The sequence below is a fragment of the Bacillus cereus group sp. TH152-1LC genome (assembly GCF_027710505.1).
In the GTDB taxonomy this organism is placed as follows: domain Bacteria; phylum Bacillota; class Bacilli; order Bacillales; family Bacillaceae_G; genus Bacillus_A; species Bacillus_A mobilis.
On record NZ_JAQFNK010000007.1, the window covers coordinates 108,034 to 133,601 of the forward strand.

The window sequence follows — 25,568 nt, forward strand, 5'->3', positions numbered from 1 at the left end:
AGCTGTTGAGAGTAATCTCAGCAGCTCTTTTTAGTATGTGCATATGCCAGGGAATAATCACGCCAAATTTCATTCATTTTCCGTCTACCGACATCAATCATCGGGTTAAATTGAATGGCAGCTTGCTGTCGCACGGTATGTACATGTTGGATCGCTTGTTGCAAGTGTTTTTCAACCGAATGAGATTTTGTATTTGCTTGTTGTACAATTGAATATCCAGCAACAGTTCCTTGTGCCATTGCGATTTTCCCGCTTTCAATACCAGTTATATTACCGGCAACAAATAAACCGGGAAGAGGGGTTTCCATCGCTTCGGAATGAAGAGGAACATGCCCACCTAATTCCGGAATGTAACGGAAAGGACAACCAGCTACAGCAGCTAACTCAGCAAGAGGGTATAAGCCGCCGGCAATACAAACGAAGTCTGCCTCATATATTTGTTCCGATCCAGTTAAGATGTTTCCTTTCGTATCAATATTAGCAACGCGTACACCTTCAACTTGATCTGTACCGATAATTTCAAGAGCTGCTTTTCGAAGGTGAAGGGGTGTACCATTTATTTTCATACCGCTATTTGGATAGAAGTTTAATCCAGCTTGTTTCGCCCAATTATATTTCATCAATCGACTACCTATACGTAATAAAGGTGACGGGGCAAGGTGAGCAGCATGTAATAGAGAGTTTAAAACTTCTTCTGGTTCACCAGCTCTTTGACTTAATTCACTTTTTTCAGGAAGTACGATATGTTCCACTTTAATTCCCGCTAATTGTAATTCATTTAAAATAGCGAATGACAAAATGTTAGCACCAATAATTATTCCTTTTCGCCCAACTTGAACGCGATGTACATTTGTCATTACTTGGGCTGCCCCGATTGACATAACTCCTGGAAGTGTCCAACCAGGAAGGGGAATAGAGTACTCAGCAGCACCAGTAGCAAGTAGAACGAACGGTGCTTCTAACGTACCGATATTCGTATGTACGTACCAAGAACTTTCATCTTTATCTAAATTATAGACGGAAATACCACATCGAATATCAACTGAAAGTGATTTTGCTTCTTCGTGAAGGCGTTTTGACTCTTCTATACCATTCCACCATTCTCCAGTAGGTTCTTGATGTAATTGTCCGAGCAACCTTCCGCCAGGCTCCATAAATTCATCAATAACAAGTACATTTAGTCCAAAACGAGCACAAGAGATGGAGGCTGATAAACCTGCTGGTCCAGCTCCGATAATAATGACATCGTTCATCGCTTTTTCACCATCTCTCTGACGATATTGGGATGCTGTTTGCCGCTATTAACTACCATATTGTCTTCAACTACGGTTAAGCATGCTCGTACGTTCGTTTGATTGTTTACTGTGACGCGGCATTCAGAACAATGTCCAATATTACAGTAAATACCGCGTGGCGTCCCGCTATCTTCATGCACTCTTAAAGTTCTTATTCCGTTTGCAAGTAAAGCGGCCGCAATCGTTTCTTGTTCATATGCTTCATATTGTTGTCCGTTAAATTGGAAAGTGATGCGCTTACTACTATTTAAACTCCCTAAAATAGGATGATGTGTAATTCTATTCATTGATTTTCACCTACCGCTCCAAAGGTAACTGCTCGCACAGGTGGTTGATATTTTAATGGGATTTCATTAGTAGTTACGTCAGGGTTTGCACTTTCAATCATTCGATCTATCATCATTCTACATGTGCGGCCACCGCAAAATCCCATGCCAGCACGTGTTCTTAGTTTTAATTCTCTTGCCGAGCATTTATATTCAGCAATTGTCGATTGAAGTTGACCGTATGTAACTTCTTCACATCGACAAACAATTAAGTGATCTTTATTCGTCATATGAATTCCTCCTCTAGTTCGGTTTGCACAAATTATTATGCAAAAACTATGCCAACATAAAGGAGGAAATGGTTATTGTAACCCAAGTTTTTTTAAACGATTATATAAAGTAGCCCTCGTAACACCAAGCTGTTTCGCGCATTCTAATTTATTCCCATTCAAAATACGTAATGCTCTCTCGATTACTTTTTTCTCATGTTCATCCATCTCTTCTTGTAAAGAGAGGATTGTATGATTGTTGCTGAGTAATAGGGAATGAGTCGTATGATTGTCTAACGTTTCAGTTGTATGAAATGGTAAATATTCTTGTTTTATAATACCGTCAGTCGCAAATACGACAAGCCTTTCAACAACGTTACGAAGCTCGCGAATATTACCTGGCCAATTGTAATGAAGCAGTTCATGCATAATGCTTGAAGGTAAGTCACGAATTGGTCTGTTATAGTTGATTGAAAAATCGTTTAAGAAAGAATAGGTTAATTCAATTATATCCTCGCGTCTTTCGCGAAGCGGTGGAATATGCAAGCTAACAACATTTAGGCGGTAGTATAAATCTTCTCGGAACGTGCCTTTTCGCATTTCTTCTTGTAAATCACGATTTGTAGCAGCGATAATACGGAAGTCAATATTAATCTCTTTCTCTCCACCAACGCGGTAATATTTTCGTTCTTGTAGTACACGTAAAAGCTTCACTTGCATATCGAGCGGCATTTCTCCTATTTCATCAAGAAATAATGTACCGCCTTGTGCGAGCTCTATTTTCCCTTTTTTTCCTTTACTACTTGCACCAGAAAACGCCCCGCGTTCATACCCGAATAATTCACTTTCAAATAACGCTTCTGGAATGGCGCCGCAGTTAATTGAAATGAAAGGTGCCTTAGCTGCCTCGCTTGCTTCATGGATTGCTTTCGCGAATACTTCTTTTCCAACACCACTTTCTCCGAGTATTAAAACAGTTGATTTCACCGAGCAAACCTTTCTAGCTAATTGTATTGTTCTTTGTATAACAGGGCTCTTTCCATTCATTGCAAGGAAAGGATCTGATTCATCTTTATATTTTGCGACTTCTTGTTCTAATCGGTGCATTTCATGTGACATATTGAATAGTTTTTCGTTTAAAGCAACTTGATTTGTAACATCAGTTTCTGAAACGACAGCCCCTATAATTTCATCGTTACAATACACTGGGTTTGAATTTATTAATACGAACAAATCTGGGCGAGGCTGATGGAACTGAGCGATTATGCTTTTTCCGTCATGTAATGATTGCAAAATTTCCAAATCTTTATAGTCAAAAAATCGAGTGATAGGTTGTCCAATAATTTCATTATGATTGACTGAAAAAATCTTTTCAGCACCATCTGTCCAAGTACGAACATGTTCTTTCTCATCGATGACTGTAACGGAAGAATCAGTTGTTTGTATTACGGCGTTATAAAAAGATTGCAGTTCATTGTACGACTTAACAAGAAACGGAATGATTTGCTGAGTCGTTATACAGCATAGCGGCTCTTTATTTTCGTTCATTATGATAACGACTATTTCATTGGAAAACGCGTCAATTAAAGCGGTGAATGAGTCATCTTCATATATTACTGCGCAGTTATATTCTTCTGTAGTAGAAGGGCGGTAATAATACTTTTCGTGAACTTGCTGGGTATGTTGCAAGTTGTATGTATGATCAATTGATAAAGTTTTTAGAAATTCTTTTATTGTAGGAAATGAGAATGCCATATTGTCCTCCTGTTATGTATAAAAATTTTGACAGTGATAAAAAAATAATACACCTATTTACGATAAATTTAAAATATTTTTACAAATAAAAATATTATTTATAAAAAGTGTATATATGTACAGTTGGCACGTCAATTGCATAAAAGAAAGTGAGAGATGAAAAAGAAGGGAGGGGTGCTACGTGAGGCACTGTGACGTTTTAATAATAGGCGGTGGTATTATAGGCTGTTCTATCGCTTATTACACATCAAAATACGGAAGAGACGTAACAATCATTGAAAAAGGAGAATTTGTCAGTGGAACGTCTTCACGGTGTGACGGGAATATTTTGGCTATTGATAAAGACCCAGGATTTGATAGTCAAATGTCGTTAGTAAGTCAAAAATTGGTTACTGATTTAAGTGAAGAGTTAGAGCACTCATTTGAATATAGGGCGCCAGGAAGTATTCTCGTATGTGAGTCAGACGAAGAAATGGAAGCAGCGCAGCAATGGGTGAATCGTCAAAAAGAAGCCGGTTTACCGTTCCGAATGCTTGATAGGCAAGATATAAGAGAGGAATCGCCATTTTTTGCGGACGATTTATTAGGCGGATTAGAATGTGCAACGGATTCGACTGTAAATCCATATCTTCTTGCTTTTTCACTTCTTGCAGAATCGAAGAAGTTTGGTACGAAAGCTTTTAATCATACGGAAGTAAAAGAAATGAAAAGAGATATAGACGGTTCTTTTATTGTAGAAACGACTAACGGAACGTTTACTGCGAAGCAAGTGGTGAACGCAGCTGGTGTATGGGCTCCGAAACTCGGAGAAATGTTGGATGTAAATATCCCAATTGAACCGAGAAAAGGGCATATTATTGTAGCTTCAAGGCAACAACACGTTGGTTGCCGTAAAGTAATGGAATTTGGTTATTTAATTTCTAAATTTGGCGGAAAACGAAAAGTGGATGCTTTAACTGAGAAATATGGGGTAGCTCTTGTATTTGAGCCGACAGAAAGCCAAAATTTTTTAATTGGTAGTAGTAGAGAGTTTGTAGGTTTTCATACGAAGATAAACAACGAGGTTATTAAATGTATTGCAAACAGAGCAATTCGTTTTTATCCGAAAATGGCGGATATGATGGTGATTCGTTCATATGCTGGATTACGCCCGTGGACAGAAGATCATTTGCCAATCATTTCACGCGTGGAACATATCCCGAACTACTTTATAGCAGCGGGGCATGAAGGGGATGGCATTAGCCTTGCAGCGGTTACTGGAAAAGTAATTGAAGAGTTATTAAATGAAAAAGAAACAATCATTCCTATTGAACCACTTCGTTTGAGTCGTTTTACAGAAAGGGTGTTAAACGGATGAGGTCACAAAGAGTCTTTACGACGATTGATACACATACGGGCGGGAATCCAACGAGGACATTGATAAGCGGACTTCCAAAGTTAATTGGAGAGACGATGGCAGAGAAGATGTTACATATGAAAAAGGAGTATGACTGGATTCGCAAATTGTTAATGAATGAACCGCGTGGTCATGATGTAATGTCAGGTGCATTATTAACAGATCCATGTCATCCTGAAGCTGATATTGGTGTTATTTACATAGAGACAGGTGGATATTTACCGATGTGTGGTCACGATACAATTGGTGTATGTACAGCTTTAATTGAATCAGGTTTAATTCCGGTAGTTGAACCGATTACTTCGTTAAAGTTAGACACACCAGCTGGCTTAGTTGAAGTGGATATCTTTGTTCAAGATGGAAAAACGAAAGAAGTCTCCTTCTGTAACATACCAGCTTTTTTACTGAAACATATCACTGTACAAGTCGAAGGAATTGGAACTGTAGAGGCCGATATTGCGTATGGAGGGAATTTTTATGCCATTATCGATGCGAAATCAGTAGGTTTAGAGTTAGTACCAGAAAAAGCATCGACAATCATCGATAAGGCAATTCATATTAGAAATATCATAAATGAGAAATTTGAAATCGTTCATCCGGAGTATTCGTTTATTAGAGGATTAACTCATGTTGAATTTTATACAAGTCCTACCCATGAAAGTGCGCATGTAAAAAATACAGTTGTCGTTCCGCCAGGAGGAATTGATCGTTCTCCATGTGGTACAGGAACATCAGCGAAATTAGCGGTATTATACGCTAATCAAAAAATCGAGATTAATGAAGAGTTTATTCACGAGAGTATCGTTGGCTCTCTATTTAAAGGGTGCGTCATTAATACGACAAATGTTGAAAGCATTGAAGCTGTCGTAACAAAAATTACAGGTTCAGCTTGGCTTATGGGAATGCATAGATTTTTTTACAACGAAATGGATCCACTTAAAGAAGGCTTTTTGCTAATTCCGCCGATGGAACATGAAACGGAGGATGTAAAATGAACATTCAAAAAATGTATACAGCAGTAGACGTACATGTAAATGGTGAAGCATTTCGTGTAATAAAAGATGTACCATGCAAATACTACTACAGTTTAGAACATTTAAATGAGCAATTTTCAGGTGAATTAGTAGAAGAAATGAAGCTTTTATTAAATGAACCACGTGGTTTTATCGGTTTAAATGGATGTATCGTCGTTCCTTCCATTCATACGGAAGTCGATGCAGCTGTATTATTTTTTAATCACGAAGGTTCCATCCCTCTTCATTATGGAGGTATTGTCGCAGTCATTACGATGTTACTAGAAAGCGGTTATTTAAAAAAGAGAGATACGAATCAATACAAAATCGAAACGTTATCTGGCATATTTTCAGTCCATGCGTATGTAGAGAATGATGAAGTTGTATCTGTTTCATTTGAAAGTAAACTATGTTATATGATTGAGAAAAATTTGCAAATTGGTAATATAAGTTACTCTCTTATACAGGCAGATAAAGTATATGCAGTTGTAGAAAAGGAGGCATATTCACCAGAAATCAGTATTGAAAATATCTCTAAATTAAAAAAATGGGGTGAAGTTACACTTCAAGCTATACAAAAACAGTCATTAATAAAAAGACTTATTTTAGTAGAATCTATGCAAACAGAAAAGAACCATATAAAGTCGATTACATTTCATGAAGATAACTTTATCGTACGTTCGCCTGGTTTTGTTTCTACTATTGTATCTTATGTTCATACATTATTTAAAAATGATTATATAGCGGATAAACCTTTTAAAAATGAAAGTATTTTTAATAGCTTTATAACAGTGGAACAAGTGAAGAAAGAAGAATTAGGCTACATTTTTCGATTTGAAAGTAGAGGGTTTATTACAGGAATGCAGACGTTTCTATTAGACTCTACAGATCCGTTTCCGACAGGATTTTTATTAAAATAAAATAGAAAAGGGAGAGATAAATATGAAAAATATTAAAGGGGCATTTCCAGTATTAATCACACCGATGGATGAGTTGCAAGAAATTAATTGGAATGGTGTAAAACAAAACGTAAACTACTTTATTGAGCAAAAAGTAGCTGGGATTATTATTAATGGAAGTACAGGAGAGTTTGTTAGTTTATCAAAAGAAGAACGATTTAAAATGGTAGAAACAGTATTAAAAGAAGTAGATGGCCGTATTCCAGTTATTGTTGGAACTGCAGCAGAAACGACGAAAGAGACGATTGAATATACGAAACACGCAGAAGCGCATGGAGCAGATTGTGCATTAATTATAAACTCGTACTATTGTAAACCGAAAGAAGAGGAAATTTATTTTCACTTTAAAGAAATCTCAAACGCTGTAAATATACCAATTATGTTATACAATAACCCGTTTACATCTGGTGTTGATATGAGTACGGAGCTCATGCTACGTATTGGAAAAGAATGTGAAAATGTTACACATATTAAAGAATCAAGCGGGGATATTCGAAAAGCTAGAGATTTAGTAAGACAAGGCGAAGGTGCTTTTCAAGTCTTCTGTGGGTCTGAAGATTTAGTTATGGAATCTTATTTAGTTGGTGCAACGGGATGGGTTTCAGTGGCAGGAAATATTGTACCAGGACTTGTTACGAAAATGTATGAGCATTTCCAAAACGGTGAATTAGAAAAAGCTTGGGAAATAAACGATGCGATTTTACCACTTTGTGAGTTTCTTGAAGGATCAGGAAAATATGTACAAATCGTTAAACGCTCAATGGAATTACACGGGCAAGCTGGGGGACCTTCTCGTTATCCAAGACTCGGATTAACTGAAGAAGAAGATCAAAAACTTCAAACGATTATTTCAAAAATTGCAGCTCATGCAGCTGTTTAAATAAGGAGGAAATCATATATGTTAACCACAAACATTGAGCTGAGACCAAAAGTAAAAGCGTTTTTAAATGAAGAAATTAAAATGTTTATTAATGGTGAATTTGTTCCTTCCATTAGCGGGAAGACATTTGAGACATACAATCCAGCAACAGAAGATGTTTTAGCTGTCGTATGCGAAGCGCAAGAAGGGGATATTGATGTAGCAGTAAAAGCGGCGAGATCTGCATTTGAATCAGGACCTTGGGCAGAAATGACTACTGCTGAAAGAGCGCATCTTATTTATAAATTAGCAGACTTAATTGAAGAGCATGGAGAAGAATTAGCACAGTTAGAAGCATTAGATAACGGGAAACCATATCAAGTAGCACTGGATGATGATATTGCAGCGACTGTAGAAAATTATCGTTATTATGCGGGATGGGCTACAAAAATTATCGGGCAAACAATTCCGATTTCAAAAGATTACTTAAATTACACACGCCATGAACCTGTTGGGGTTGTAGGTCAAATTATACCTTGGAATTTTCCACTCGTTATGTCTTCTTGGAAAATGGGAGCAGCATTAGCAACAGGTTGTACAATCGTATTAAAACCAGCAGAACAAACGCCTTTATCGTTATTATATACAGCGAAACTCTTTAAAGAAGCAGGTTTTCCAAACGGTGTCGTAAACTTTGTGCCAGGTTTCGGCCCTGAAGCGGGAGCTGCAATCGTAAACCATCATGATATTGATAAGGTAGCCTTCACAGGTTCAACTGTTACAGGGAAATATATTATGCGTCAATCTGCAGAAACAATTACACATGTAACGTTAGAACTTGGTGGTAAATCTCCAAATATCATTTTAGAAGACGCTGATTTAGAAGAAGCGATTAACGGTGCATTCCAAGGCATTATGTATAATCATGGACAAAATTGTAGTGCTGGTTCTCGCGTGTTCGTTCACCGAAAACATTACGAAACAGTCGTAAATGAACTAGTAAAAATGGCGAATAACGTGAAACTTGGAGCAGGTATGGAGAAGGAAACGGAAATGGGTCCACTTGTATCTAAAAAGCAACAAGAGCGTGTGCTACATTACATTGAACAAGGAAAAGCAGAAGGCGCTACTGTTGCTGCTGGTGGTGAACAGGCATTTGAAAAAGGATATTTTGTACAGCCAACAGTATTCACAAATGTTACTGATGATATGACAATTGTAAAAGAAGAAATTTTTGGACCAGTTGTCGTTGTACTTCCATTTGATTCAACAGAAGAGGTCATCGAAAGAGCAAATCGCTCTTCATACGGACTTGCTGCAGGCGTATGGACACAAAATATTAAAACAGGACATCAAGTTGCCAATAAATTAAAGGCAGGAACAGTATGGATCAATGATTATAACTTAGAAAATGCAGCTGCACCATTTGGTGGCTTTAAACAATCTGGTATCGGACGTGAGTTAGGTTCATATGCGCTTGATAACTATACAGAAGTGAAAAGTGTTTGGGTAAATATAAAGTAATAGAGAATCTAACTGTTATTAAATAGAGGGATGAAATAATGAGAGATACGGACAACTGTAAGGTTTAATAATAGTTGTCCGTTTTCTTATATATAAAATAGTTTTCAAAAGAATGTTAAGGGGGATTTGGATGGAGCAATTAGTAGAGTGGTTAGTAGGGCAAGTATGGAGTATTGGGTTAGTTGTTTTCGCATTGGGGGCAGGTGTGTATTTTACAATTGCAACTCGTTTTCTACAAATTCGTTATTTTAAAGAAATGATTAAACTATTATTTGAAGGGAAGAGCTCGGAGACGGGAATTTCATCCTTTCAAGCATTTTGTTTAGCGTTATCTGGTAGGGTTGGAATAGGTAATATTGCAGGGGTCGCGACAGCTATCGCTTTTGGCGGACCTGGAGCTGTATTTTGGATGTGGGTAATGGCACTTTTAGGTGCAGCGAGTGCATTTGTTGAATCAACATTATCTCAAGTATATAAAAGTAAAGTCGGAAATGAATACCGTGGTGGTACACCATATTTCATTGAAAAAGGCCTGAAAATGAAATGGTTTGCAGTCATTGTAGCGGTCGTTGTAACACTTTCATATGGTGTTTTACTACCAGGTATTCAATCTAGTAGTATCGCAGTTGGTTTTGAAAACTCTAATGGCATTAGCAAATATATAACTGGTATACTGTTAGTCATATTATTAGCAGCGATCATTTTTGGCGGCGTAAAGAGAATTGCTGGCGTCTCGCAAATGCTTGTTCCATTTATGGCAGTAGGTTATGTAATTGTTACATGTATCGTATTACTTGCGAATGTAACAGAAATTCCAAGTATGTTCGCTTTAATTTTCTCTAGCGCTTTTGGTGTAAATGAAATGTTTGGCGGAATCGTCGGTGCAGCAATCGCATGGGGAGTAAAGCGAGCTGTATTTTCAAATGTTGCTGGCGTTGGAGAAGCGACGTATAGCTCCGCTGCCGCTGAAGTATCCCATCCTGCAAAACAAGGATTAGTTCAAGCATTTTCTGTATATATCGATACAATTGTTGTTTGTACAGCGACAGCTCTTATGATTTTAATAACAGGTATGTATAATGTTATACCTGAAGGGAAAAGCGCTATTGTAAAAAATATAGGGAATGTGGATGCAGGTCCGATCTATACACAACAAGCAGTTGAAACTGTTATAACAGGGTTTGGTCCATTATTCATTTCAATCGCAATCTTCTTCTTCGCATTTACAACATTACTCGCATATTACTATATCGCTGAAACGACACTTACTTATTTAGATCGCGATCTTAAACATAGATGGTTAAAACCAGTTTTAAAAATTGGATTTTTAATTATGGTTTACATCGGTAGCGTAGAATCAGCGTCTCTTTTATGGAATCTTGGAGATTTAGGAATTGGTAGTATGGCATGGTTAAATCTAATTGCGATTCTACTACTAAGTAAAATTGCATTAAAAGTGTTAAAAGATTATGAAGCACAGAAAAAAGAAGGAAAAGATCCCGTGTTTGATCCTAGAAATGTAGGAATTGAAGGATTAACATTTTGGGAAGAAAGAAGTAAAGAGATTGAAAGGAAAAACTATAAGGAACAATCAGTAGTGGATGATAGTCTGAAATTGTAGCTAAAATAAACTGAATATTCATTCTTTTAATGAGGTATATTGCCTTCTTTTCATCACATACTACAATAGGTACACATAATTTGAATGGGGGTAATAATAAGATGGAACACGAACAACATAGTTCAGTAAATGATGTTCTACATCATTATAAAGAAGGGATTGGTAGTTTTACAAACCAAATTCCTGAAATTGCTGAAACATATAATGCATTCACGCAAGCTTGTTTTCAAGAGGGTTCTTTAACAAAAAGAGAAAAACAACTTATTGCATTAGGAATTAGTCTAGCAACGCAAGACGAATATTGTACTATTTATCATACAAAAGGTTGTCTTGATCAAGGATGCTCAGATAAAGAAATTCTGGAAGCATGTGGTGTATCAGCAGCATTTGCTGGTGGAGCTGCAATGAGTCAAGCTGTAACTTTAGTGCAGGAATGTTTAACAGAACTGAAAAATCAAAATCATTGAATGTAAAAAAACGTTTTAAACTTTATGTTTAAAACGTTTTTTATGTGAAATTAAATTTGTACTCACTTTAATATTCTATGTCTTTATAAATTGATTTCTCTACATCAGAAAGAACTTTGTATATGCTCTTACCAATTATAGATTCTAATAATTTCATCTTAGCATTTCATTGTTCCTTCGTTTAAAATTGGTACAATGAAACAAAAGGGGGATTAGTAATGCAAAATGTAGAAATTGAAGAGATTAAGCAAATAGAAGAAGATGTGGAAGAGCTGTCTAAACTTTTGAAAACGGTTGTAGATGAGGGGGCATCAATTGGTTTTTTACCTCCGCTGGAACAAAAAGAATCAGCGAAGTATTGGGAAACTGTATTAGCACCAGAAGTGATCTTGTATGTTGCTAAAATAAATAATGAAGTGGCAGGGAGTATTCAATTACATTTAGTTACAAAGTCTAATGGGATTCATAGAGCCGAAATTTGTAAATTAATGACCCATCCAAACTTTAGACGTAATGGCATTGGACGTTTACTTATGCAAAAAGCAGAGGAGCGAGCAAAGCAAGAAAATAGGTCTCTTATAGTGTTAGATACGAGAGAAGGAGACCCTTCTAATAGATTGTATAAATCATTAGAGTATCAAGAAGTTGGAAAAATACCAGAATACGCAATTTCTCCGAGTGGTAATTTAGACGCGACAGTTATTTATTATAAAGTTTTATAGTTATCATGCTCAAAATAATAAATCCCGATTTTTAACACCGTCTATATTTCTCTAGCGGTGTTATTTGAATTTGTTTAATGTACTAATTGAATTTGAGAAAGTTTTTAGAGGGTTCATTTCGTTATGCTCCTCGACTTATAATGGATGTAGAGAAGATGACTAGCTGACTATAGTTATTTTCGCTTTATTATGGGAAAGGGGATGACGAGATGAAAACGAAAGATTTACAGAAGGTGAAAAAAGTTATATTAAGTGAACGGGATTGTTAACTTTCGGTTTTTCAGAAAAAGCTTCCGCTCATGGATATGTTGAATCACCAGCGAGCCGCTCTTATTTATGTAAGCAAGGGGTAAATGTAAATTGCGGTCCGATTCAATATGAACCGCAAAGTGTAGAAGGAATAGGTGGATTCCCTCTATTAGGACCTTCTGATGGACAAATCGCAGGAGCTGGCCATTTTCCTGCTTTAGACGTTCAAACAGTAGATAGGTGGAAGAAAGTTACGTTAAACGGCGGGACGAATACATTTAAGTGGAAACTAACCGCACCTCATAGTACGAAAGAATGGAAATATTATATTACGAAAAAAGATTGGAATCCAAATAAACCATTATCACGATCTGATTTAGATTTAGTACCATTCTATGTGAAAAATGACGGAGGAGCTAAACCAGGAACTTCCGTAACACATGAAGCAAATGTTCCTACTGATAGAAATGGATATCACCTTATTTTAGCTGTATGGGAAATTGCAGATACGGGGAATGCATTTTATCAAGTTATAGATGTTAACCTTGTAAATAACGGTTTGGCATCGAATTTCGCGCAAAATCATGTAGTGCAAGTTCCTACACTATTTTAAATAAAAAATATATTTTGATCATCTAATTCATTTTAGATGATCTTTTTTACGAAAAACGATGAAAAATATAGAAGAAAGTGCAATTATTTATAAAAAATTCGGCTTTAAATATTGTCATATTTGCTTCTTTAAGATATCCTTTTCATGAAGAGGTGGAAAACATGGAAAAAGTACTAGTTTTCGGGCATAAAAACCCAGATACAGATGCAATTTGTTCTGCAATTGCATATGCAGAATTGAAAAAAGAATTAGGAATGAATGCTGAGCCTGTACGTTTAGGCGAAATCAGCGGTGAAACTCAATTTGCGTTAGACTATTTTAAAGTAGAAGGACCGCGTTTTGTTGAGACAGTTGCAAGCGAAGTGGACAACGTTATTTTAGTTGACCATAACGAGCGTCAACAAAGTGCTAACGATATCGAATCTGTTCGTGTGTTAGAAGTTATTGACCATCACCGTATTGCTAACTTTGAAACAAGCGATCCTATTTACTACCGTTGTGAGCCAGTTGGTTGTACAGCTACAATCTTAAACAAAATGTACAAAGAAAACGGCGTTGCAATTCGTAAAGAAGTTGCAGGTTTAATGTTATCTGCAATCATTTCAGATTCTTTACTATTCAAATCTCCAACTTGCACAGAGCAAGATGTAGCGGCAGCTCGTGAATTAGCAGAAATCGCTGGTGTAGATGCTGATAGCTACGGTTTAGAAATGTTAAAAGCTGGTGCTGACTTAAGCGGAAAAACAATGGAGCAATTAATCTCTCTTGACGCTAAAGAATTCCAAATGGGTAATGCGAAAGTTGAAATCGCACAAGTAAACGCTGTTGATACAAACGACGTTCTTGTACACCAAGCGGAACTTGAAAAAGTTATCTCTGCAGTAGTAGAAGAAAAAGGTTTAGACCTATTCTTATTCGTTGTAACTGATATCTTAACTAACGATTCTGTCGGTCTTGCGATCGGTAAAGCAGCAAGCGTTGTTGAGAAAGCATACAACGTATCTCTAGAAAACAACACAGCTACTTTAAAAGGTGTTGTATCTCGTAAAAAACAAATCGTACCAGTATTAACTGAAGCATTCCAAGCTTAATATAATTGCGTATGGTTTAACAAAAAAAGGACAAGTAGTCAGATTGGCTACTTGTCCTTTTTTATCTCTAAAAAACAGAAAATTTAAAAATAGGAGGATTGTGTATGTTTAATGATTTAGAAAGTAAATTACAGTCACTTTTAGAGCGAAATATAACTTCTGTTTCAGAATTAGAGCGTTGGCTTTTAGAGGAATTGCGTATAACCGGTGAAATAGAAGAGGAGATAACTAGTAGTTTAATTGCTACGTATAGAGATACAAATGACAGAAATAACCGTAATTTACATATGTATAATCAAAATACAATTCAACCACTTTTAAAAAGATACAATGCAAAATTTGACCAGAAATTTAGAGAGTGTCCATTTTCAAATTTATTAGATGAGCAGGAATATGGATTTATGAAAAAAGCAAGAGTAGTAAAAAGTAAAATGTTTAATGAAAAGAACATTGCTCTTTCTATTAAAGAGCAAGAACTTATTACGAAATATAGAGAAATAACTTCTAACATATCTATTAATTGGAAAGGTGAGCAAAAGACGTATGCATACGTAAAAGCAAAGCTAGATAATCCTAATAGAGCTATTCGTGAAAAAGCTTGGTACGCTTTATGTGAAGCAAGAAGTGCAGTAAAAGTAGAAATAGATTGTATTATGAATGAACTCTTACAATTGCGGAATGAGATCGCTTTACATGCAGGATTTAATAATTATAGTGAATATGCTTTTAAACAAAAAAATAGAGATTATAGTATGGAAGAGTGTTATATGCTTCATGAATCTATAGAAAAGTATGTTGTACCAATATGGGAACAGTTAGGAAGTCTTTCTAAAAAGAATCTCGGTGTAAAAACGTATCGCCCTTGGGATCTTACGCCATGTAATTTACCAAAAGCTCCATTTCAAAATGCCATTGATTTATTGGATGGGGTGGAAGAAATGTTTCGGAAGACTGATTTATATTTTTATGAGAAATTTATTCATATAAGGAAAGCGGGATTCCTTGACGTAGAAGAACGTGAAAATAAAGCATCAGGAGCTGCTTGTTTTACCTTGCCTCATAGTAAAGAGGTTTTTGTGTATTCTAATTTTAGTCCATCATTTTATGCAATTAATGCACTCATACATGAAGTAGGGCATGCCTTTCATTTTTATAAACAATTTAACAATGATAGCAGTATGCAGGAAAGGTATCTTCGTGAAGAAGTGGCTGAGCTTTATTCCCTTAGCCTTGAGTTGCTAGTAATGGATAAGCTGAATATCTTTTATAAGCAAGAGGATGAATATAAAGAAGTGCAGTGCGTACAATTATATCGTGCCTTGTCTTTATTAATGTCGTCAATTGCAGGAGATGTATTTCAGCACTGGCTCTATACAAATCCAAACCATACACCAGAAGAACGTGATAAGAAATACGCTGAAATATGCAAAAGGTATCAATATTCATCAGTCGAAATTACAGGATTAGAGAATGAAATCGGTGCAAGCTGGTTAGAGTCATTTCACTATATTCAGTTTCCTTTTTATCAAATTGAATACGCCATTGCACAAATAGGAGCAATACAATTGTTTCAAATTTATCGGAAAGATCCAGAAAAAGCGATTGCTTTCTTTAAAGAGGGAGCGAGTACAGATTGGAATTTAACTATACAAGAAATATATAAAAAAACAGGTGTCACGTTTGATTTTTCGGAAGAAAGGATTGAAAGTACTGCAAGTGTTATTTTGGACCTGATTAGCGAATTAAAATAAGGATAGCATTAGCTATCCTTATAACTGTTTATTCGTAGATTTTTTCTTGTTTATATAAAATGTAATAATAGCCGCAATGATGAAAATAGGTATGGCATACGCTTGCCCAACAAACAATTTCCAGCCAATATGATTATAACCTTCAGATGCTGGAGCAATCATAGCGATTATGCAAACAATAATATAGAGTACTAGTGCAGGGATTATATTTTTCAATTGTTCACCTCCTTTTCATAAAATCATCACATGTATATTTATATAATACATTATAGTTTGAGAAAAGATATATGTTTTTCTAACATTTATGTAAATAAAAGGATTTGTTTTAAGTGGAATAGAATAGGTGTATGTAGAATGATATAGGGGTGTTACATATAATGAACAATATATTAAATCGAATAAAGAAAGATGTAAGTATAGAATTATTGAATACGCTATGGCCTGGTTTTAATAGGGCTGCATTTGCATTATATGATGATAAGCATGTGTATGTATTTCATCATCCATTATTTTTGAAACCTGATAATGAGTACACTGTTTTAAAGTGGGATGAACAATTTAAGGCTGATACATTTATCCTATTCAAAGACTATCCGACTGCCATCGTTAATATGAATAGATATAAAGATTATGAAAGTTTATCTGCGATTTTGGTGCATGAACTTTTTCATTGTCATCAATATTTGAATAAAGAAAGTAGATTTCCAAATGAATCTTTAGGATTTCAATATCCTATAACAGAAGAAAATATAGAATTGCGAAATAAAGAACGAATTTGTTTATATAATGCTGTGCACTGTAAGTCACAAGCTGTGAAAAATAATTATATTAAGCAATTTATCGAATTAAGAGAACAAAGAGCTCGTTTTATAAAAGAAGAGTTTATAACTTATGAGTGTATGGTTGAAAGTATAGAGGGGCCTGCTTGGTATGTTGAAATGAACGCTTACAATGCAGTATGCGAAAAGGATGAAAGCGAAACGTTACGAAAATATAGCGGATTTATTTTAGATGCATATGAAGCTAATTATAATATTAGGAAGAATTGCTATAGCTCAGGAATGCTTTTATGTTTATTATTAGATGAAGTCCTATCTGAATGGAAAAAGAGCTTCTTTAATAGTGATAAATCGTTATATGCTTTTTTAAAACAAAATATAAATGTGGATTTGAGTTTAAATAATGAAATTACAATAAGTAAAGAAACGAAGCAAATCCTTCATTTTGTTCAAGATGAAAGAGATAAGGATTTCAACCACTTTTATGAGGAGAAAGGGTATCATTTGTATATTATAGGCAATATAAAATTAAATTCGTTTAATCCAATGAATGTAAAGTTAAACGGAAATAAAGCATTACATAAAACATTTTTAAATGTAGGTATACATAATAAAACATATATGATAAATCAGCCTGTTTTAGCATCTTTTGAAGAGGATTTTAAAAATATGACAAAAGTTCATATTATAATGAATGAAAAGCCGATAGAAACAAATAATGGTTGGAACGTAGTGGGTATTGGTAATATAGAAGCTGAGTATGAAGAAGAAGGGAATTTTATATTTTTATATTTAAAAAGTTAAAAGTGAGGTAAGAAATAAAGATGAACAGGTTATGCATAATTCCATGCGGAAAAAAGAAAATTTGGGATAAGTATCCTGATTACGGACCGATGGAGGCAAAGGATGTATATATTAGCCCATTCGGAAAAGCATGTCAGGTGTATGCAACGATGTTTTTCGAGAATTGGGTTATATTATCAGCGAAGCATGGATTTTTAAGACCAAATGATATTGTACTAGAAAACTATGATCTTGCCTTTGATTCAAAGAGCGATGAAATTATTAGTATGGAACAATTAAAACAACAAATAATTGAAAAAGACTTGCTTCAGTTTGATGAAGTAGTTTTACTTGCAGGGAAGAAGCATAAAAAAGTAGTGACACAATTGTATCCAGAAGAAATTATTACGTATCCGTTAGAAGGGTGTAAAGGGATTGGGTATATGTTGCAGAGGTTGAAAGGGGCTGTAGGGGAAGGTAAGGAATTATAATAGAAAACTAATTCGTGTTTCTATAATATGAAATAAAATCGACTCTTTTTTAGAGTCGATTTTATTATTTAAAACTTAATTTGGTAATTAAATGGTTCAGGTTTTATATCGTAATTTTCACTTGAGCCTTCTAGTATTAGTTGCAATTCACCTTGCTCAATTGGGAGTTTAGGGAATGTTAAAACAGCATCACTAGTTACACCAGGCATCATACCTTGTGGAATTTTAGGGTATTTTGCTTCATGATTATCTTGGTATTCTAATTGTTGACCACCTACAATTAATTTAGAGTTAAAATCATAGAAATTAAATGCTGCAGTTGCATCATTTTTGGCTGTAAAATAAACTCGTGTTTCTTTATCAGCAATTTCAATTTTTTTAACAATCATTTTATAACCATTATGGTCTTGCTCTTGATTTACTTCAATTGTTTTTTTTGCTGGATCAAAAGCTGTTGCATAATCTGTTTTTTCGATACTTGTTGCAACAATAGTGGGGCCTTTTACTTTTCCACCAAATGCATTTTCACCTTCAAAGACGTCTTTTATTGTTCCCTTTACATGAATGTAATCTTCGCGTTTTACATCTAATTTAGGGTCTTTAAAAGCAATAATAGTGTTTTTGCTGTGCTCTTTATCAGCCCAAGCTTGAAGATATGTACCATCTTTATCACGTTCAGGCTCGACAAAGATTTGCGCATAGAAATCAACCTTTTTTCCTTTATACTCTTTAGGATTAGAGTGCATCTTTTCAAATTCTTCTTTTGATAATACCTGTGTCGATTCACTTGTCTCCTTAGTAGTTTTCTTTGATGTTGAATCTTTAGAGTCTGTATCTTTAGAGCATGCTCCCCCTAAAATAATAGCTCCACAAAGAACAGATAATAGAATTTTCTTCAAAATTTATCCTCCTACACATATAAAATATATTTTCGGTTTATAGTATAACAGATTACAAGTAATTATTTTACAAAAAACTTTTAAAAAAAGTTATTTTTAGTAATATTTACTATACTAAAGAGTCAAAACTAGACTAGCAAACAAGCATTTTTATACGTTTAAACATAGAATATGATGAATTCTATTTAGGAGGATGCATATTCATGGGGAATCATTGTAATTGCAGACGTTCATTTTGGGACGATTTAATGTTTGGAAGATGTAGATGTAGGGAGTGTCACGAATGTCGTTGCAAAGAGAAACCGAAGTGCGATTGTGAAGAGCGTTGCTGCAAGGAGAAGCCGAAATGTGATTGTGAAAAATGTCATTGTAAAGAGAAACCGAAATGCCATTGTAAACGTGAAGGGTATTAATAATAAAAAGAGTACGTTAAGTACTCTTTCATTTTATAAGGTTATATTCCATCTTCAACAGATTTTTTTACAATTTTCCATTTATCTTGTTTTTTAATCTTTATAGCTACATGAGTTCCAGTAGACTCCTTATAAAAAATATATCCATTGTTTGCGTTCACATATGTCAATGGTTCACCTATGCAATCTCGTGAACAAGATGTATTGATAATCTCAATTAAGGATAGTTCGTTCGGATCTGTCCTACTTGCATCTATAATCGTATCAAGGTCTGTTTTACGATAACCTTGTAAGTTTACTTGGAAATTTTGTTCGATTTCTCCTGTAATACTAGTATTCATTACTTCAACTGAATTTTTCTTTTCTTGAAGAAATCCGTTTTCATAAAGTAATTTTGTATAACCAACCCATGCGATTAAAACTAGCATGATAAACATACTACATATTTTAAGTGTTCGAAGGCGTTTACTAACTATTGTTTCTGAGTATTTCATTCCGTTTAATCCTCCAATGTTTTTAATTTAAAGTATGCTTGGATACATATATTTAGAAGAGGCTGATAGGTAACTAGTTCTGGATTCCAAAAAAGAAAGCATCCGAAGTTAGATGCTTTCTTTTTGCGTATTATTCACTATCTGTTCGTTACTTGTTTCATAAGCGGTCTTATTTCTTTAACGGGTGGTTTTTTATCATAAGCATCAACGTAAGAGAAATAGTAATTTAAGTTTCTGAGAAGGCCTTTCCCTATTTTGGCGCTTAAGAATGGAAATACTTGTCCAGTATAATCGTCGAGAGATTTACAGTAGTATTTTTCATCTAAATAAATACTGTATTTACATGTTAGTTCTACTAGTGAGTTCCCTTCATCATCAATTACTTCCTTAGAATCAATAATGTCTATTAATGCGAATTTTTCATTTAGATAAACTTTCTTTTTTTTCTCGTGTTTATTTGTGAGTATAAATACGAGACCAATGGCGTTAATCAAAAGATTTCCTCCTATAAAAAACGGATATTAATAAAATATATCGATATACGTTAAATGTAAAGAGGGGAGGTAAAATTTCATTCATAGAAAGTTTAATAAGCCGATTTGTGTTTTCAAATCGGCTTATTATTATTGAAATACTTGCGGGAATTGCTTTATGATTGCGTTTGTTATCATATCAGCCATTTCTAATGCTTCTTTTTCAATTTTATCGTATAGTTTTACGCTTGCTTCAAAATCTTTATTTAGGAAAGCAAGTGCTTCTGCTTTTGTTAAGGCTAAATGTTCATAAAACATTTTTCTAAATTCTTCTTTTTCTATATATGGGTTGATGCTAGTAAGAAACGCCACAATTTCATCTCCGTTAGCGTACCATTTCTTCTCTATAGCGGCAGCTGCATTTTGATCACCAGCTTTTGCGGCTTTAACAAGATCTGCTGCAATGACTAAGTGGTCTTTAATTAAAGCACTATATTTTTTTACAGCATCCTCACCATAGAATGGTTCAAGTGACAGTCCCATATGTGTTGCATTTTGAAGAAGTCGCCCGACTGTAACGTTTACGTCTGGTAAATTAAAGACAATGCTAATAATAGCTAATCTAGTCCAAGCAACGTGTTGTTCCCATAAAGAACGCATATAACCTTTTAAAAAGTTCTCGTTTTTACTAATTCGGTAATTACGTACAGATGTATCAAAGTGTACGTAAGGGTTATGATAGGGAGAATAATACGATTGCCAATAAGTATACATAAACAGTAACACTCCTTTGAACATGTATAACTCAAAGTATGATGGGAATTTATTTTTAGTTACGTGTCCTAGATTAATTTCAAAAATTGATATGGAAAAGATGAAGAATTTCATTGTGGTATATATAAATAAAATGAATATAAAAATAAATGAGGCTCTGCAAGGGAAGTTGCAGAGCTTCAAAAGGGTATTGCCGAGATGTCGGACTCGACTACGTAATACTATCATAAAATTCTTTTAAAAAAACCTGGTAAATGTGTCCAAATGCAAGTGGATCTTTAATAAAGTCAAAAAGATCCGCTTCCCGCAGCAGATCCCTTTAACTAGATAATGTTGATGAGCAAAAACTCATCTGGAGTACTTTTATAGTAACAAGTGAAAATGATTTTGTGTATTGAGAAAAAAGAATTGAATAATTAAATGTTTAGCTTTTATATTTTAGTTTTTGTGATTATCACCATTTGTTGTAAGTAGAGTATGGTTATAAAATGGAGAAAAGATTTACAAATACATCCAAAAATGTACTGGGATATATAATAATAAAAGACCTACTTTTGAAAGCGGGTCAACTTATGGGGTTTATCCAACTGAATATTTCATATGATATCAACTGTATTGTAGTAAGTCTATAAGGTTTATATTGAGAAAATTATTATGAATGATATATTTCACACACGTATTAACGTTTAAAAAGTTGAGAAAGAAAATGAAATAGCTTTTTATAAGAGAAAAATGGCTGGTACTTATAATACGATTCATATTTCCACGCATCATGATTTGAAAACTGAAGTTGGTTAGGTACTGTTTTCTCTTGGATAGAACTAATATCCTGCTGCTTCATATATTAACCTCCTGAATTCATATGTATAAGATTAGTAGTATTCAAGGAAGATTAATAAAATGTATATTTATTTTGTAATTCATTTTATATGTGCTTTATTTATGTTTTAATGGCTATTTATAAACATAAATAGCCATTAAAACACCGTTGCTAAACAATCTTTAAAACGTAGAGAAACGTAAAATAATGAAAAGCAAGCTGTTAGTCATGTATTCATCACTTTCAAGACGCTTAAGTGATGATATAATAGGAATAGATGAAAGATATAGAAAAGCAGGTGACTCTTTTTTGTTTACAAAAGCACAAGAACTTTTAGCGTCTTATTTCGGTTATTCGTCATTCCGAAGAGGACAAGATGAAACAATTAAAAATGTATTAGATGGGAAAGATACAGTTTGTATTATGCCTACGGGCGGTGGTAAGTCAATTTGTTATCAAATTCCCGCATTAGTATTCGAAGGAACGACATTAGTTATTTCACCTTTGATTTCACTTATGAAAGACCAAGTAGATACATTAGTACAAAACGGTATTTCAGCTACTTATATTAATAGTTCTATTTCTATTACAGAAGCAAATCAACGAATTCAATTAGCGAAACAAGGTCATTATAAGTTACTTTATGTGGCGCCTGAGCGTCTTGATTCAATGGAGTTTGTTGACCAACTTATCGATATGAAAATCCCGATGATTGCAATTGATGAGGCGCACTGTATTTCGCAGTGGGGACATGATTTCCGTCCAAGTTATTTACATATACATCGCATATTAGATTATCTTCCAGAAAAGCCACTCGTATTAGCATTAACTGCTACGGCAACACCACAAGTTCGTGAAGATATTTGCAACACGCTTGGAATTAATCAAGAAAATACGATTATGACAACGTTTGAGCGCGAGAACTTATCATTTTCTGTTATTAAAGGACAAGATCGTCATGCATATTTAGCGGATTATATTCGTCAAAATCAAAAAGAATCTGGGATTATATATGCAGCTACTAGAAAAGTAGTTGATCAATTGTATGAGGATTTAATGAAAGCGGGCGTTTCGGTATCAAAATACCATGCTGGTATGAGTGATACCGATCGAAATGAGCAGCAAGAACTCTTTTTACGTGATGAAGTGAGTGTAATGGTAGCGACATCTGCATTCGGGATGGGGATTGATAAATCGAATATACGTTACGTTATCCATTATCAACTGCCAAAAAACATGGAAAGTTATTACCAAGAAGCAGGACGTGCCGGACGTGACGGTTTAGATAGTGCATGTATATTGCTATATTCTTCTCAAGACGTGCAAGTACAGCGCTTTTTAATTGATCAATCGACTGGAGAATCTCGTTTTTCAAATGAACTTGAAAAGCTGCAAAATATGACTGACTACTGTCATACAGAACAATGTTTACAATCATTTATTTTGCAATACTTTGGAGAAGAGCCGAAAGAAGATTGTGGGCGCTGCGGTAATTGTACGGACGACCGCGAAAGTATCGATGTGACGAGAGAATCACAAATGGTTCTATCTTGTATGATTAGAACGAACCAACGATTCGGTAAACAAATGATTGCACAAGTGCTAACTGGATCTAAAAATAAGAAAGTTATTGAATTTAATTTTCATACTTTACCAACATACGGATTACTATCAAATCGTAGCGTAAAAGAAGTTAGTGAATTTATTGAGTTTTTAATTTCAGATGAGTTAATCGCAGTTGAACATGGTACGTATCCAACATTAAAAGTAACGGAAAAAGGGAAAGAAGTGTTACTTGGTAAAGTGAATGTTTTACGTAAAGAACGAGTAGAGACAAGACAAATTGTTCAAGATCATCCTTTATTTGAAGTACTTCGTGAAGTACGTAAAGAAATTGCGCAAGGAGAAGGTGTACCTCCATTCGTTATTTTCTCTGACCAAACGTTGAAAGATATGTGTGCAAAAATGCCGCAAAGTGACTCTGAACTTTTAACTGTAAAAGGGATTGGCGAACATAAACTTGTGAAGTATGGTTCTCACTTCTTACAAGCAGTTCAGCACTTTATAGAGGAAAACCCAAACTATGTTGAAACAGTTAAAACAGAAGTGGTGACAGAGCGGAAAAAATCAGGGAAAGCTTCAGCAAATTCTCATTTAGAAACGTATGAGATGTATAAACAAGCTATTGATCTAGATGAAATTGCAAAAGAACGTGGCTTATCAAGACAAACGGTTGAAAATCATTTAATTCGTTGTTTTGAAGATGGAATGGAAGTAGATTGGAACAGTTTTGTTCCTGCAGAATATGAATCACTGATTGAAACGGCCGTGCAGAATGCAGAAGGTGGTCTGAAATCGATTAAGGAACAACTCCCAAATGAAGTGAGTTACTTTATGATTCGTGCATATTTACAAATTAGAAAATAGAGACATATAAAGGAGATAGGGATATATGCATCACGTTTTCGTGTATGGCACGTTAAGAAAAGAGCAAACGAATGCTCATTTTATGCAAGGTGTAATATGCATCGCAGACGAAGCATGGACGTATGGGAAATTATTTGATACAAACGAAGGGTATCCGGCAATGATTTGTTCAAATAAAGATAAAGTATATGGAGAAGTTTACGAAGTAAATGATGATATTCTGCAAAAATTAGATGAACTGGAAGAATACACAGGTAATGCAGAGAGTGACCTATATGATCGAATCACTGAAACGATTTATTTAGGTGATAGAGAAATACGTGCATTTGTGTATGTTGCTCAAAATAAAGAAATGCTGAAGGAAGTTATCGTTTCTGGGGATTGGGTGGAGTATAAACAAGGAAAATAATGGAAATCATAGAGCAGATAGTGGGAGCGTCCATTATCTGCTTTTTGACTTGATACTTCCAAAATTCTGATTATTTCGTTAAAATGTAAATAATGGGAAATACATAATTTTTTTCATAGGTGTCAGAAATTTAGTTTCTCACCTGTAGAAGAAAAATCTATGGCAGAAGGAGAATAATAATGAACGAATTAGATGTGAGAGAATTTTACGAAAAACAATTCGAACTTTCGAATTACGATATCAATACAGAAAGTTGGTTAGAGCAAGTTGCTACAGAAGTTAAAGAACAAATTGGCTATCCATTTCAGTCGATGTTAGAACTAGGAGCAGGAAATGACGGATTTGCAAGGGCGATGTCAAAGTTACATGTAAAGATGACTACTGTTGAGCTTGTACCAGAGTTAGCTATGTTTGCAAAAGAGCATTCAACTAGTGATATTGTTATTCATTGCGCTGATTTTTATAAAATAAATTTTGAAGAAAAGTTTGATATTGTTAGTTATTTAGATGGATTTGGTGTAGGAATAGATGATGAACAATTGATTCTATTAAAACGGATTAAAAATTGGATGAAGGATGAAGGATGAAGGATGTGCACTTATTGATATTTATCAACCATTGTATTGGAAAAAGGTAAGTGGACAGGAAATGACATTAAGTGCAGCTATGCGAAAATATGAATATGATAGTATAAATGAAAGAATGTTAGATCATTGGTGGCATCCTAATAATCCAAATGATATAGTTACACAGTCTTTACGTTGTTATAAGGTAGATGAGATTAGCAATCTATGTGCTGAAGCTGGTTTAAGTATTGTAGGGATCTTTCCAGGAGGAGCATATGATTTTGAAAAACGGAAATATAAAGAGCAAGCATCTTTAAATGAATGTTTCTCATATCGTATAAAAATAAAAAAGAGTAGGGATTAATTCCTTACTCTTTTTTACTTTTATAG

Annotated in this window: 24 protein-coding genes and 3 pseudogenes; 16 read left to right on the plus strand and 11 right to left on the minus strand. The window is 34.6% G+C overall.

Features of this window, described 5'->3' with window-relative positions; all coding sequences use genetic code 11:
• Positions 1-17 precede the first annotated feature (17 nt).
• The 4 genes from PDL00_RS17740 to PDL00_RS17755 all read right to left on the minus strand — a co-directional run bounded on the left by PDL00_RS17740 (position 18) and on the right by PDL00_RS17755 (position 3,585).
• Positions 18-1,253 (minus strand): NAD(P)/FAD-dependent oxidoreductase, encoded by a 1,236-nt coding sequence (locus PDL00_RS17740; RefSeq protein ID WP_270730479.1) that lies wholly within the window; start codon positions 1,251-1,253, stop codon positions 18-20.
• Positions 1,250-1,582, minus strand: a complete 333-nt coding sequence (locus PDL00_RS17745) for a (2Fe-2S)-binding protein (RefSeq protein WP_270730480.1) — start codon at positions 1,580-1,582, stop codon at positions 1,250-1,252. The genes PDL00_RS17740 and PDL00_RS17745 overlap by 4 nt, the downstream gene beginning before the upstream one ends.
• On the minus strand, positions 1,579-1,851 hold the full coding sequence (locus PDL00_RS17750; RefSeq protein ID WP_048525929.1) for a (2Fe-2S)-binding protein: 273 nt from the start codon (positions 1,849-1,851) through the stop codon (positions 1,579-1,581). Before PDL00_RS17750 ends, PDL00_RS17745 begins: the two co-directional genes overlap by 4 nt.
• Before the next feature lie 72 nt (positions 1,852-1,923).
• On the minus strand, positions 1,924-3,585 hold the full coding sequence (locus PDL00_RS17755; protein ID WP_097818092.1) for a sigma-54 interaction domain-containing protein: 1,662 nt from the start codon (positions 3,583-3,585) through the stop codon (positions 1,924-1,926).
• A gap of 181 nt (positions 3,586-3,766) precedes the next feature.
• Between PDL00_RS17755 and PDL00_RS17760 the strand changes: the two genes are divergently transcribed.
• From PDL00_RS17760 to PDL00_RS17790, 7 genes are all read left to right on the plus strand, one after another.
• On the plus strand, positions 3,767-4,942 hold the full coding sequence (locus PDL00_RS17760) for an NAD(P)/FAD-dependent oxidoreductase (protein ID WP_242252649.1): 1,176 nt from the start codon (positions 3,767-3,769) through the stop codon (positions 4,940-4,942).
• Positions 4,939-5,976: a proline racemase family protein gene (locus tag PDL00_RS17765; RefSeq protein WP_270730481.1), complete on the plus strand. Its 1,038-nt coding sequence runs from the start codon at positions 4,939-4,941 to the stop codon at positions 5,974-5,976. Before PDL00_RS17760 ends, PDL00_RS17765 begins: the two co-directional genes overlap by 4 nt.
• Positions 5,973-6,914 (plus strand): proline racemase family protein, encoded by a 942-nt coding sequence (locus PDL00_RS17770; protein ID WP_270730482.1) that lies wholly within the window; start codon positions 5,973-5,975, stop codon positions 6,912-6,914. The genes PDL00_RS17765 and PDL00_RS17770 overlap by 4 nt, the downstream gene beginning before the upstream one ends.
• A gap of 22 nt (positions 6,915-6,936) precedes the next feature.
• Positions 6,937-7,833, plus strand: a complete 897-nt coding sequence (gene dapA / locus PDL00_RS17775) for a 4-hydroxy-tetrahydrodipicolinate synthase (RefSeq protein WP_073515329.1) — start codon at positions 6,937-6,939, stop codon at positions 7,831-7,833.
• Positions 7,834-7,851: 18 nt separating this feature from the next.
• A complete protein-coding gene (locus PDL00_RS17780; RefSeq protein ID WP_270730483.1) occupies positions 7,852-9,336 on the plus strand; it encodes an aldehyde dehydrogenase family protein in 1,485 nt (494 codons plus the stop codon).
• Positions 9,337-9,466: 130 nt separating this feature from the next.
• Entirely contained in the window at positions 9,467-10,957 is a 1,491-nt protein-coding gene (locus tag PDL00_RS17785) for an alanine/glycine:cation symporter family protein (RefSeq protein WP_270730484.1), read from the plus strand.
• A 29-nt stretch (positions 10,958-10,986) separates the two neighbouring features.
• Complete coding sequence (locus tag PDL00_RS17790; protein WP_242252637.1) at positions 10,987-11,424, plus strand: carboxymuconolactone decarboxylase; 438 nt, start codon at positions 10,987-10,989, stop codon at positions 11,422-11,424.
• 67 nt (positions 11,425-11,491) lie between these two features.
• Here the strand turns inward: PDL00_RS17790 and PDL00_RS17795 are convergent.
• Positions 11,492-11,572: pseudogene (locus PDL00_RS17795) on the minus strand (HD domain-containing protein); the annotation flags it as partial.
• A 70-nt stretch (positions 11,573-11,642) separates the two neighbouring features.
• On the opposite strand from PDL00_RS17795, the gene PDL00_RS17800 reads away from it, so the two are divergent.
• The 4 genes and pseudogenes from PDL00_RS17800 to PDL00_RS17815 all read left to right on the plus strand — a co-directional run bounded on the left by PDL00_RS17800 (position 11,643) and on the right by PDL00_RS17815 (position 15,850).
• Positions 11,643-12,146, plus strand: coding sequence for a GNAT family N-acetyltransferase (locus tag PDL00_RS17800; protein ID WP_242252635.1), 504 nt, complete (start codon positions 11,643-11,645; stop codon positions 12,144-12,146).
• 209 nt (positions 12,147-12,355) lie between these two features.
• Positions 12,356-13,008, plus strand: a pseudogene (locus tag PDL00_RS17805) (lytic polysaccharide monooxygenase).
• A gap of 161 nt (positions 13,009-13,169) precedes the next feature.
• Entirely contained in the window at positions 13,170-14,099 is a 930-nt protein-coding gene (gene ppaC / locus PDL00_RS17810; protein ID WP_242252625.1) for a manganese-dependent inorganic pyrophosphatase, read from the plus strand.
• 104 nt (positions 14,100-14,203) lie between these two features.
• Complete coding sequence (locus PDL00_RS17815; RefSeq protein ID WP_270730485.1) at positions 14,204-15,850, plus strand: M3 family oligoendopeptidase; 1,647 nt, start codon at positions 14,204-14,206, stop codon at positions 15,848-15,850.
• A gap of 18 nt (positions 15,851-15,868) precedes the next feature.
• On the opposite strand, the gene PDL00_RS17820 is transcribed toward PDL00_RS17815, so the two are convergent.
• Positions 15,869-16,066 carry a DUF4017 family protein gene (locus tag PDL00_RS17820; RefSeq protein WP_046954126.1) on the minus strand — a complete coding sequence of 66 codons (198 nt, stop codon included), beginning with the start codon at positions 16,064-16,066 and terminating at the stop codon, positions 15,869-15,871.
• Between the two features lie 161 nt (positions 16,067-16,227).
• On the opposite strand from PDL00_RS17820, the gene PDL00_RS17825 reads away from it, so the two are divergent.
• On the plus strand, positions 16,228-17,433 hold the full coding sequence (locus PDL00_RS17825) for a peptide ABC transporter permease (RefSeq protein WP_270730486.1): 1,206 nt from the start codon (positions 16,228-16,230) through the stop codon (positions 17,431-17,433).
• A 20-nt stretch (positions 17,434-17,453) separates the two neighbouring features.
• Positions 17,454-17,903 (plus strand): DUF6884 domain-containing protein, encoded by a 450-nt coding sequence (locus tag PDL00_RS17830; protein ID WP_242252610.1) that lies wholly within the window; start codon positions 17,454-17,456, stop codon positions 17,901-17,903.
• A 68-nt stretch (positions 17,904-17,971) separates the two neighbouring features.
• Here the strand turns inward: PDL00_RS17830 and PDL00_RS17835 are convergent, their stop codons facing one another.
• The 5 genes from PDL00_RS17835 to PDL00_RS17860 form a co-directional block, all read right to left on the minus strand.
• Complete coding sequence (locus PDL00_RS17835) at positions 17,972-18,802, minus strand: DUF4352 domain-containing protein (protein WP_270730487.1); 831 nt, start codon at positions 18,800-18,802, stop codon at positions 17,972-17,974.
• A gap of 454 nt (positions 18,803-19,256) precedes the next feature.
• On the minus strand, positions 19,257-19,709 hold the full coding sequence (locus PDL00_RS17845) for a hypothetical protein (protein WP_242252607.1): 453 nt from the start codon (positions 19,707-19,709) through the stop codon (positions 19,257-19,259).
• Positions 19,710-19,846: 137 nt separating this feature from the next.
• Positions 19,847-20,203: a hypothetical protein gene (locus PDL00_RS17850; RefSeq protein ID WP_000606238.1), complete on the minus strand. Its 357-nt coding sequence runs from the start codon at positions 20,201-20,203 to the stop codon at positions 19,847-19,849.
• A gap of 129 nt (positions 20,204-20,332) precedes the next feature.
• A complete protein-coding gene (locus PDL00_RS17855) occupies positions 20,333-20,956 on the minus strand; it encodes an acetylglutamate kinase (protein ID WP_270730488.1) in 624 nt (207 codons plus the stop codon).
• Positions 20,957-21,635: 679 nt separating this feature from the next.
• On the minus strand, positions 21,636-21,797 hold the full coding sequence (locus PDL00_RS17860; RefSeq protein WP_270730489.1) for a hypothetical protein: 162 nt from the start codon (positions 21,795-21,797) through the stop codon (positions 21,636-21,638).
• A gap of 288 nt (positions 21,798-22,085) precedes the next feature.
• On the opposite strand from PDL00_RS17860, the gene recQ reads away from it, so the two are divergent.
• The 3 genes and pseudogenes from recQ to PDL00_RS17875 all read left to right on the plus strand — a co-directional run bounded on the left by recQ (position 22,086) and on the right by PDL00_RS17875 (position 25,542).
• Positions 22,086-24,203, plus strand: coding sequence for a DNA helicase RecQ (gene recQ, locus PDL00_RS17865; protein WP_270730542.1), 2,118 nt, complete (start codon positions 22,086-22,088; stop codon positions 24,201-24,203).
• 25 nt (positions 24,204-24,228) lie between these two features.
• Complete coding sequence (locus tag PDL00_RS17870; RefSeq protein ID WP_270730490.1) at positions 24,229-24,612, plus strand: gamma-glutamylcyclotransferase family protein; 384 nt, start codon at positions 24,229-24,231, stop codon at positions 24,610-24,612.
• A gap of 179 nt (positions 24,613-24,791) precedes the next feature.
• A pseudogene (locus PDL00_RS17875) lies at positions 24,792-25,542 on the plus strand (methyltransferase domain-containing protein).
• Positions 25,543-25,568 lie beyond the last annotated feature (26 nt).

What these genes read in the sequence shown, in the direction of transcription:
- PDL00_RS17845 (WP_242252607.1), bottom strand. Translation starts at nt 19,709, where the DNA reads ATGAAATACTCAGAAACAATAGTTAGTAAACGCCTTCGAACACTTAAA.
- PDL00_RS17745 (WP_270730480.1), bottom strand. Translation starts at nt 1,582, where the DNA reads ATGAATAGAATTACACATCATCCTATTTTAGGGAGTTTAAATAGTAGT.
- PDL00_RS17770 (WP_270730482.1), top strand. Translation starts at nt 5,973, where the DNA reads ATGAACATTCAAAAAATGTATACAGCAGTAGACGTACATGTAAATGGT.
- PDL00_RS17750 (WP_048525929.1), bottom strand. Translation starts at nt 1,851, where the DNA reads ATGACGAATAAAGATCACTTAATTGTTTGTCGATGTGAAGAAGTTACA.
- PDL00_RS17815 (WP_270730485.1), top strand. Translation starts at nt 14,204, where the DNA reads ATGTTTAATGATTTAGAAAGTAAATTACAGTCACTTTTAGAGCGAAAT.
- ppaC (WP_242252625.1), top strand. Translation starts at nt 13,170, where the DNA reads ATGGAAAAAGTACTAGTTTTCGGGCATAAAAACCCAGATACAGATGCA.
- dapA (WP_073515329.1), top strand. Translation starts at nt 6,937, where the DNA reads ATGAAAAATATTAAAGGGGCATTTCCAGTATTAATCACACCGATGGAT.
- PDL00_RS17825 (WP_270730486.1), top strand. Translation starts at nt 16,228, where the DNA reads ATGAACAATATATTAAATCGAATAAAGAAAGATGTAAGTATAGAATTA.
- PDL00_RS17785 (WP_270730484.1), top strand. Translation starts at nt 9,467, where the DNA reads ATGGAGCAATTAGTAGAGTGGTTAGTAGGGCAAGTATGGAGTATTGGG.
- PDL00_RS17800 (WP_242252635.1), top strand. Translation starts at nt 11,643, where the DNA reads ATGCAAAATGTAGAAATTGAAGAGATTAAGCAAATAGAAGAAGATGTG.
- PDL00_RS17790 (WP_242252637.1), top strand. Translation starts at nt 10,987, where the DNA reads ATGAGGTATATTGCCTTCTTTTCATCACATACTACAATAGGTACACAT.
- PDL00_RS17855 (WP_270730488.1), bottom strand. Translation starts at nt 20,956, where the DNA reads ATGTATACTTATTGGCAATCGTATTATTCTCCCTATCATAACCCTTAC.
- PDL00_RS17830 (WP_242252610.1), top strand. Translation starts at nt 17,454, where the DNA reads ATGAACAGGTTATGCATAATTCCATGCGGAAAAAAGAAAATTTGGGAT.
- PDL00_RS17765 (WP_270730481.1), top strand. Translation starts at nt 4,939, where the DNA reads ATGAGGTCACAAAGAGTCTTTACGACGATTGATACACATACGGGCGGG.
- PDL00_RS17740 (WP_270730479.1), bottom strand. Translation starts at nt 1,253, where the DNA reads ATGAACGATGTCATTATTATCGGAGCTGGACCAGCAGGTTTATCAGCC.
- PDL00_RS17870 (WP_270730490.1), top strand. Translation starts at nt 24,229, where the DNA reads ATGCATCACGTTTTCGTGTATGGCACGTTAAGAAAAGAGCAAACGAAT.
- PDL00_RS17860 (WP_270730489.1), bottom strand. Translation starts at nt 21,797, where the DNA reads ATGAAGCAGCAGGATATTAGTTCTATCCAAGAGAAAACAGTACCTAAC.
- PDL00_RS17755 (WP_097818092.1), bottom strand. Translation starts at nt 3,585, where the DNA reads ATGGCATTCTCATTTCCTACAATAAAAGAATTTCTAAAAACTTTATCA.
- PDL00_RS17780 (WP_270730483.1), top strand. Translation starts at nt 7,852, where the DNA reads ATGTTAACCACAAACATTGAGCTGAGACCAAAAGTAAAAGCGTTTTTA.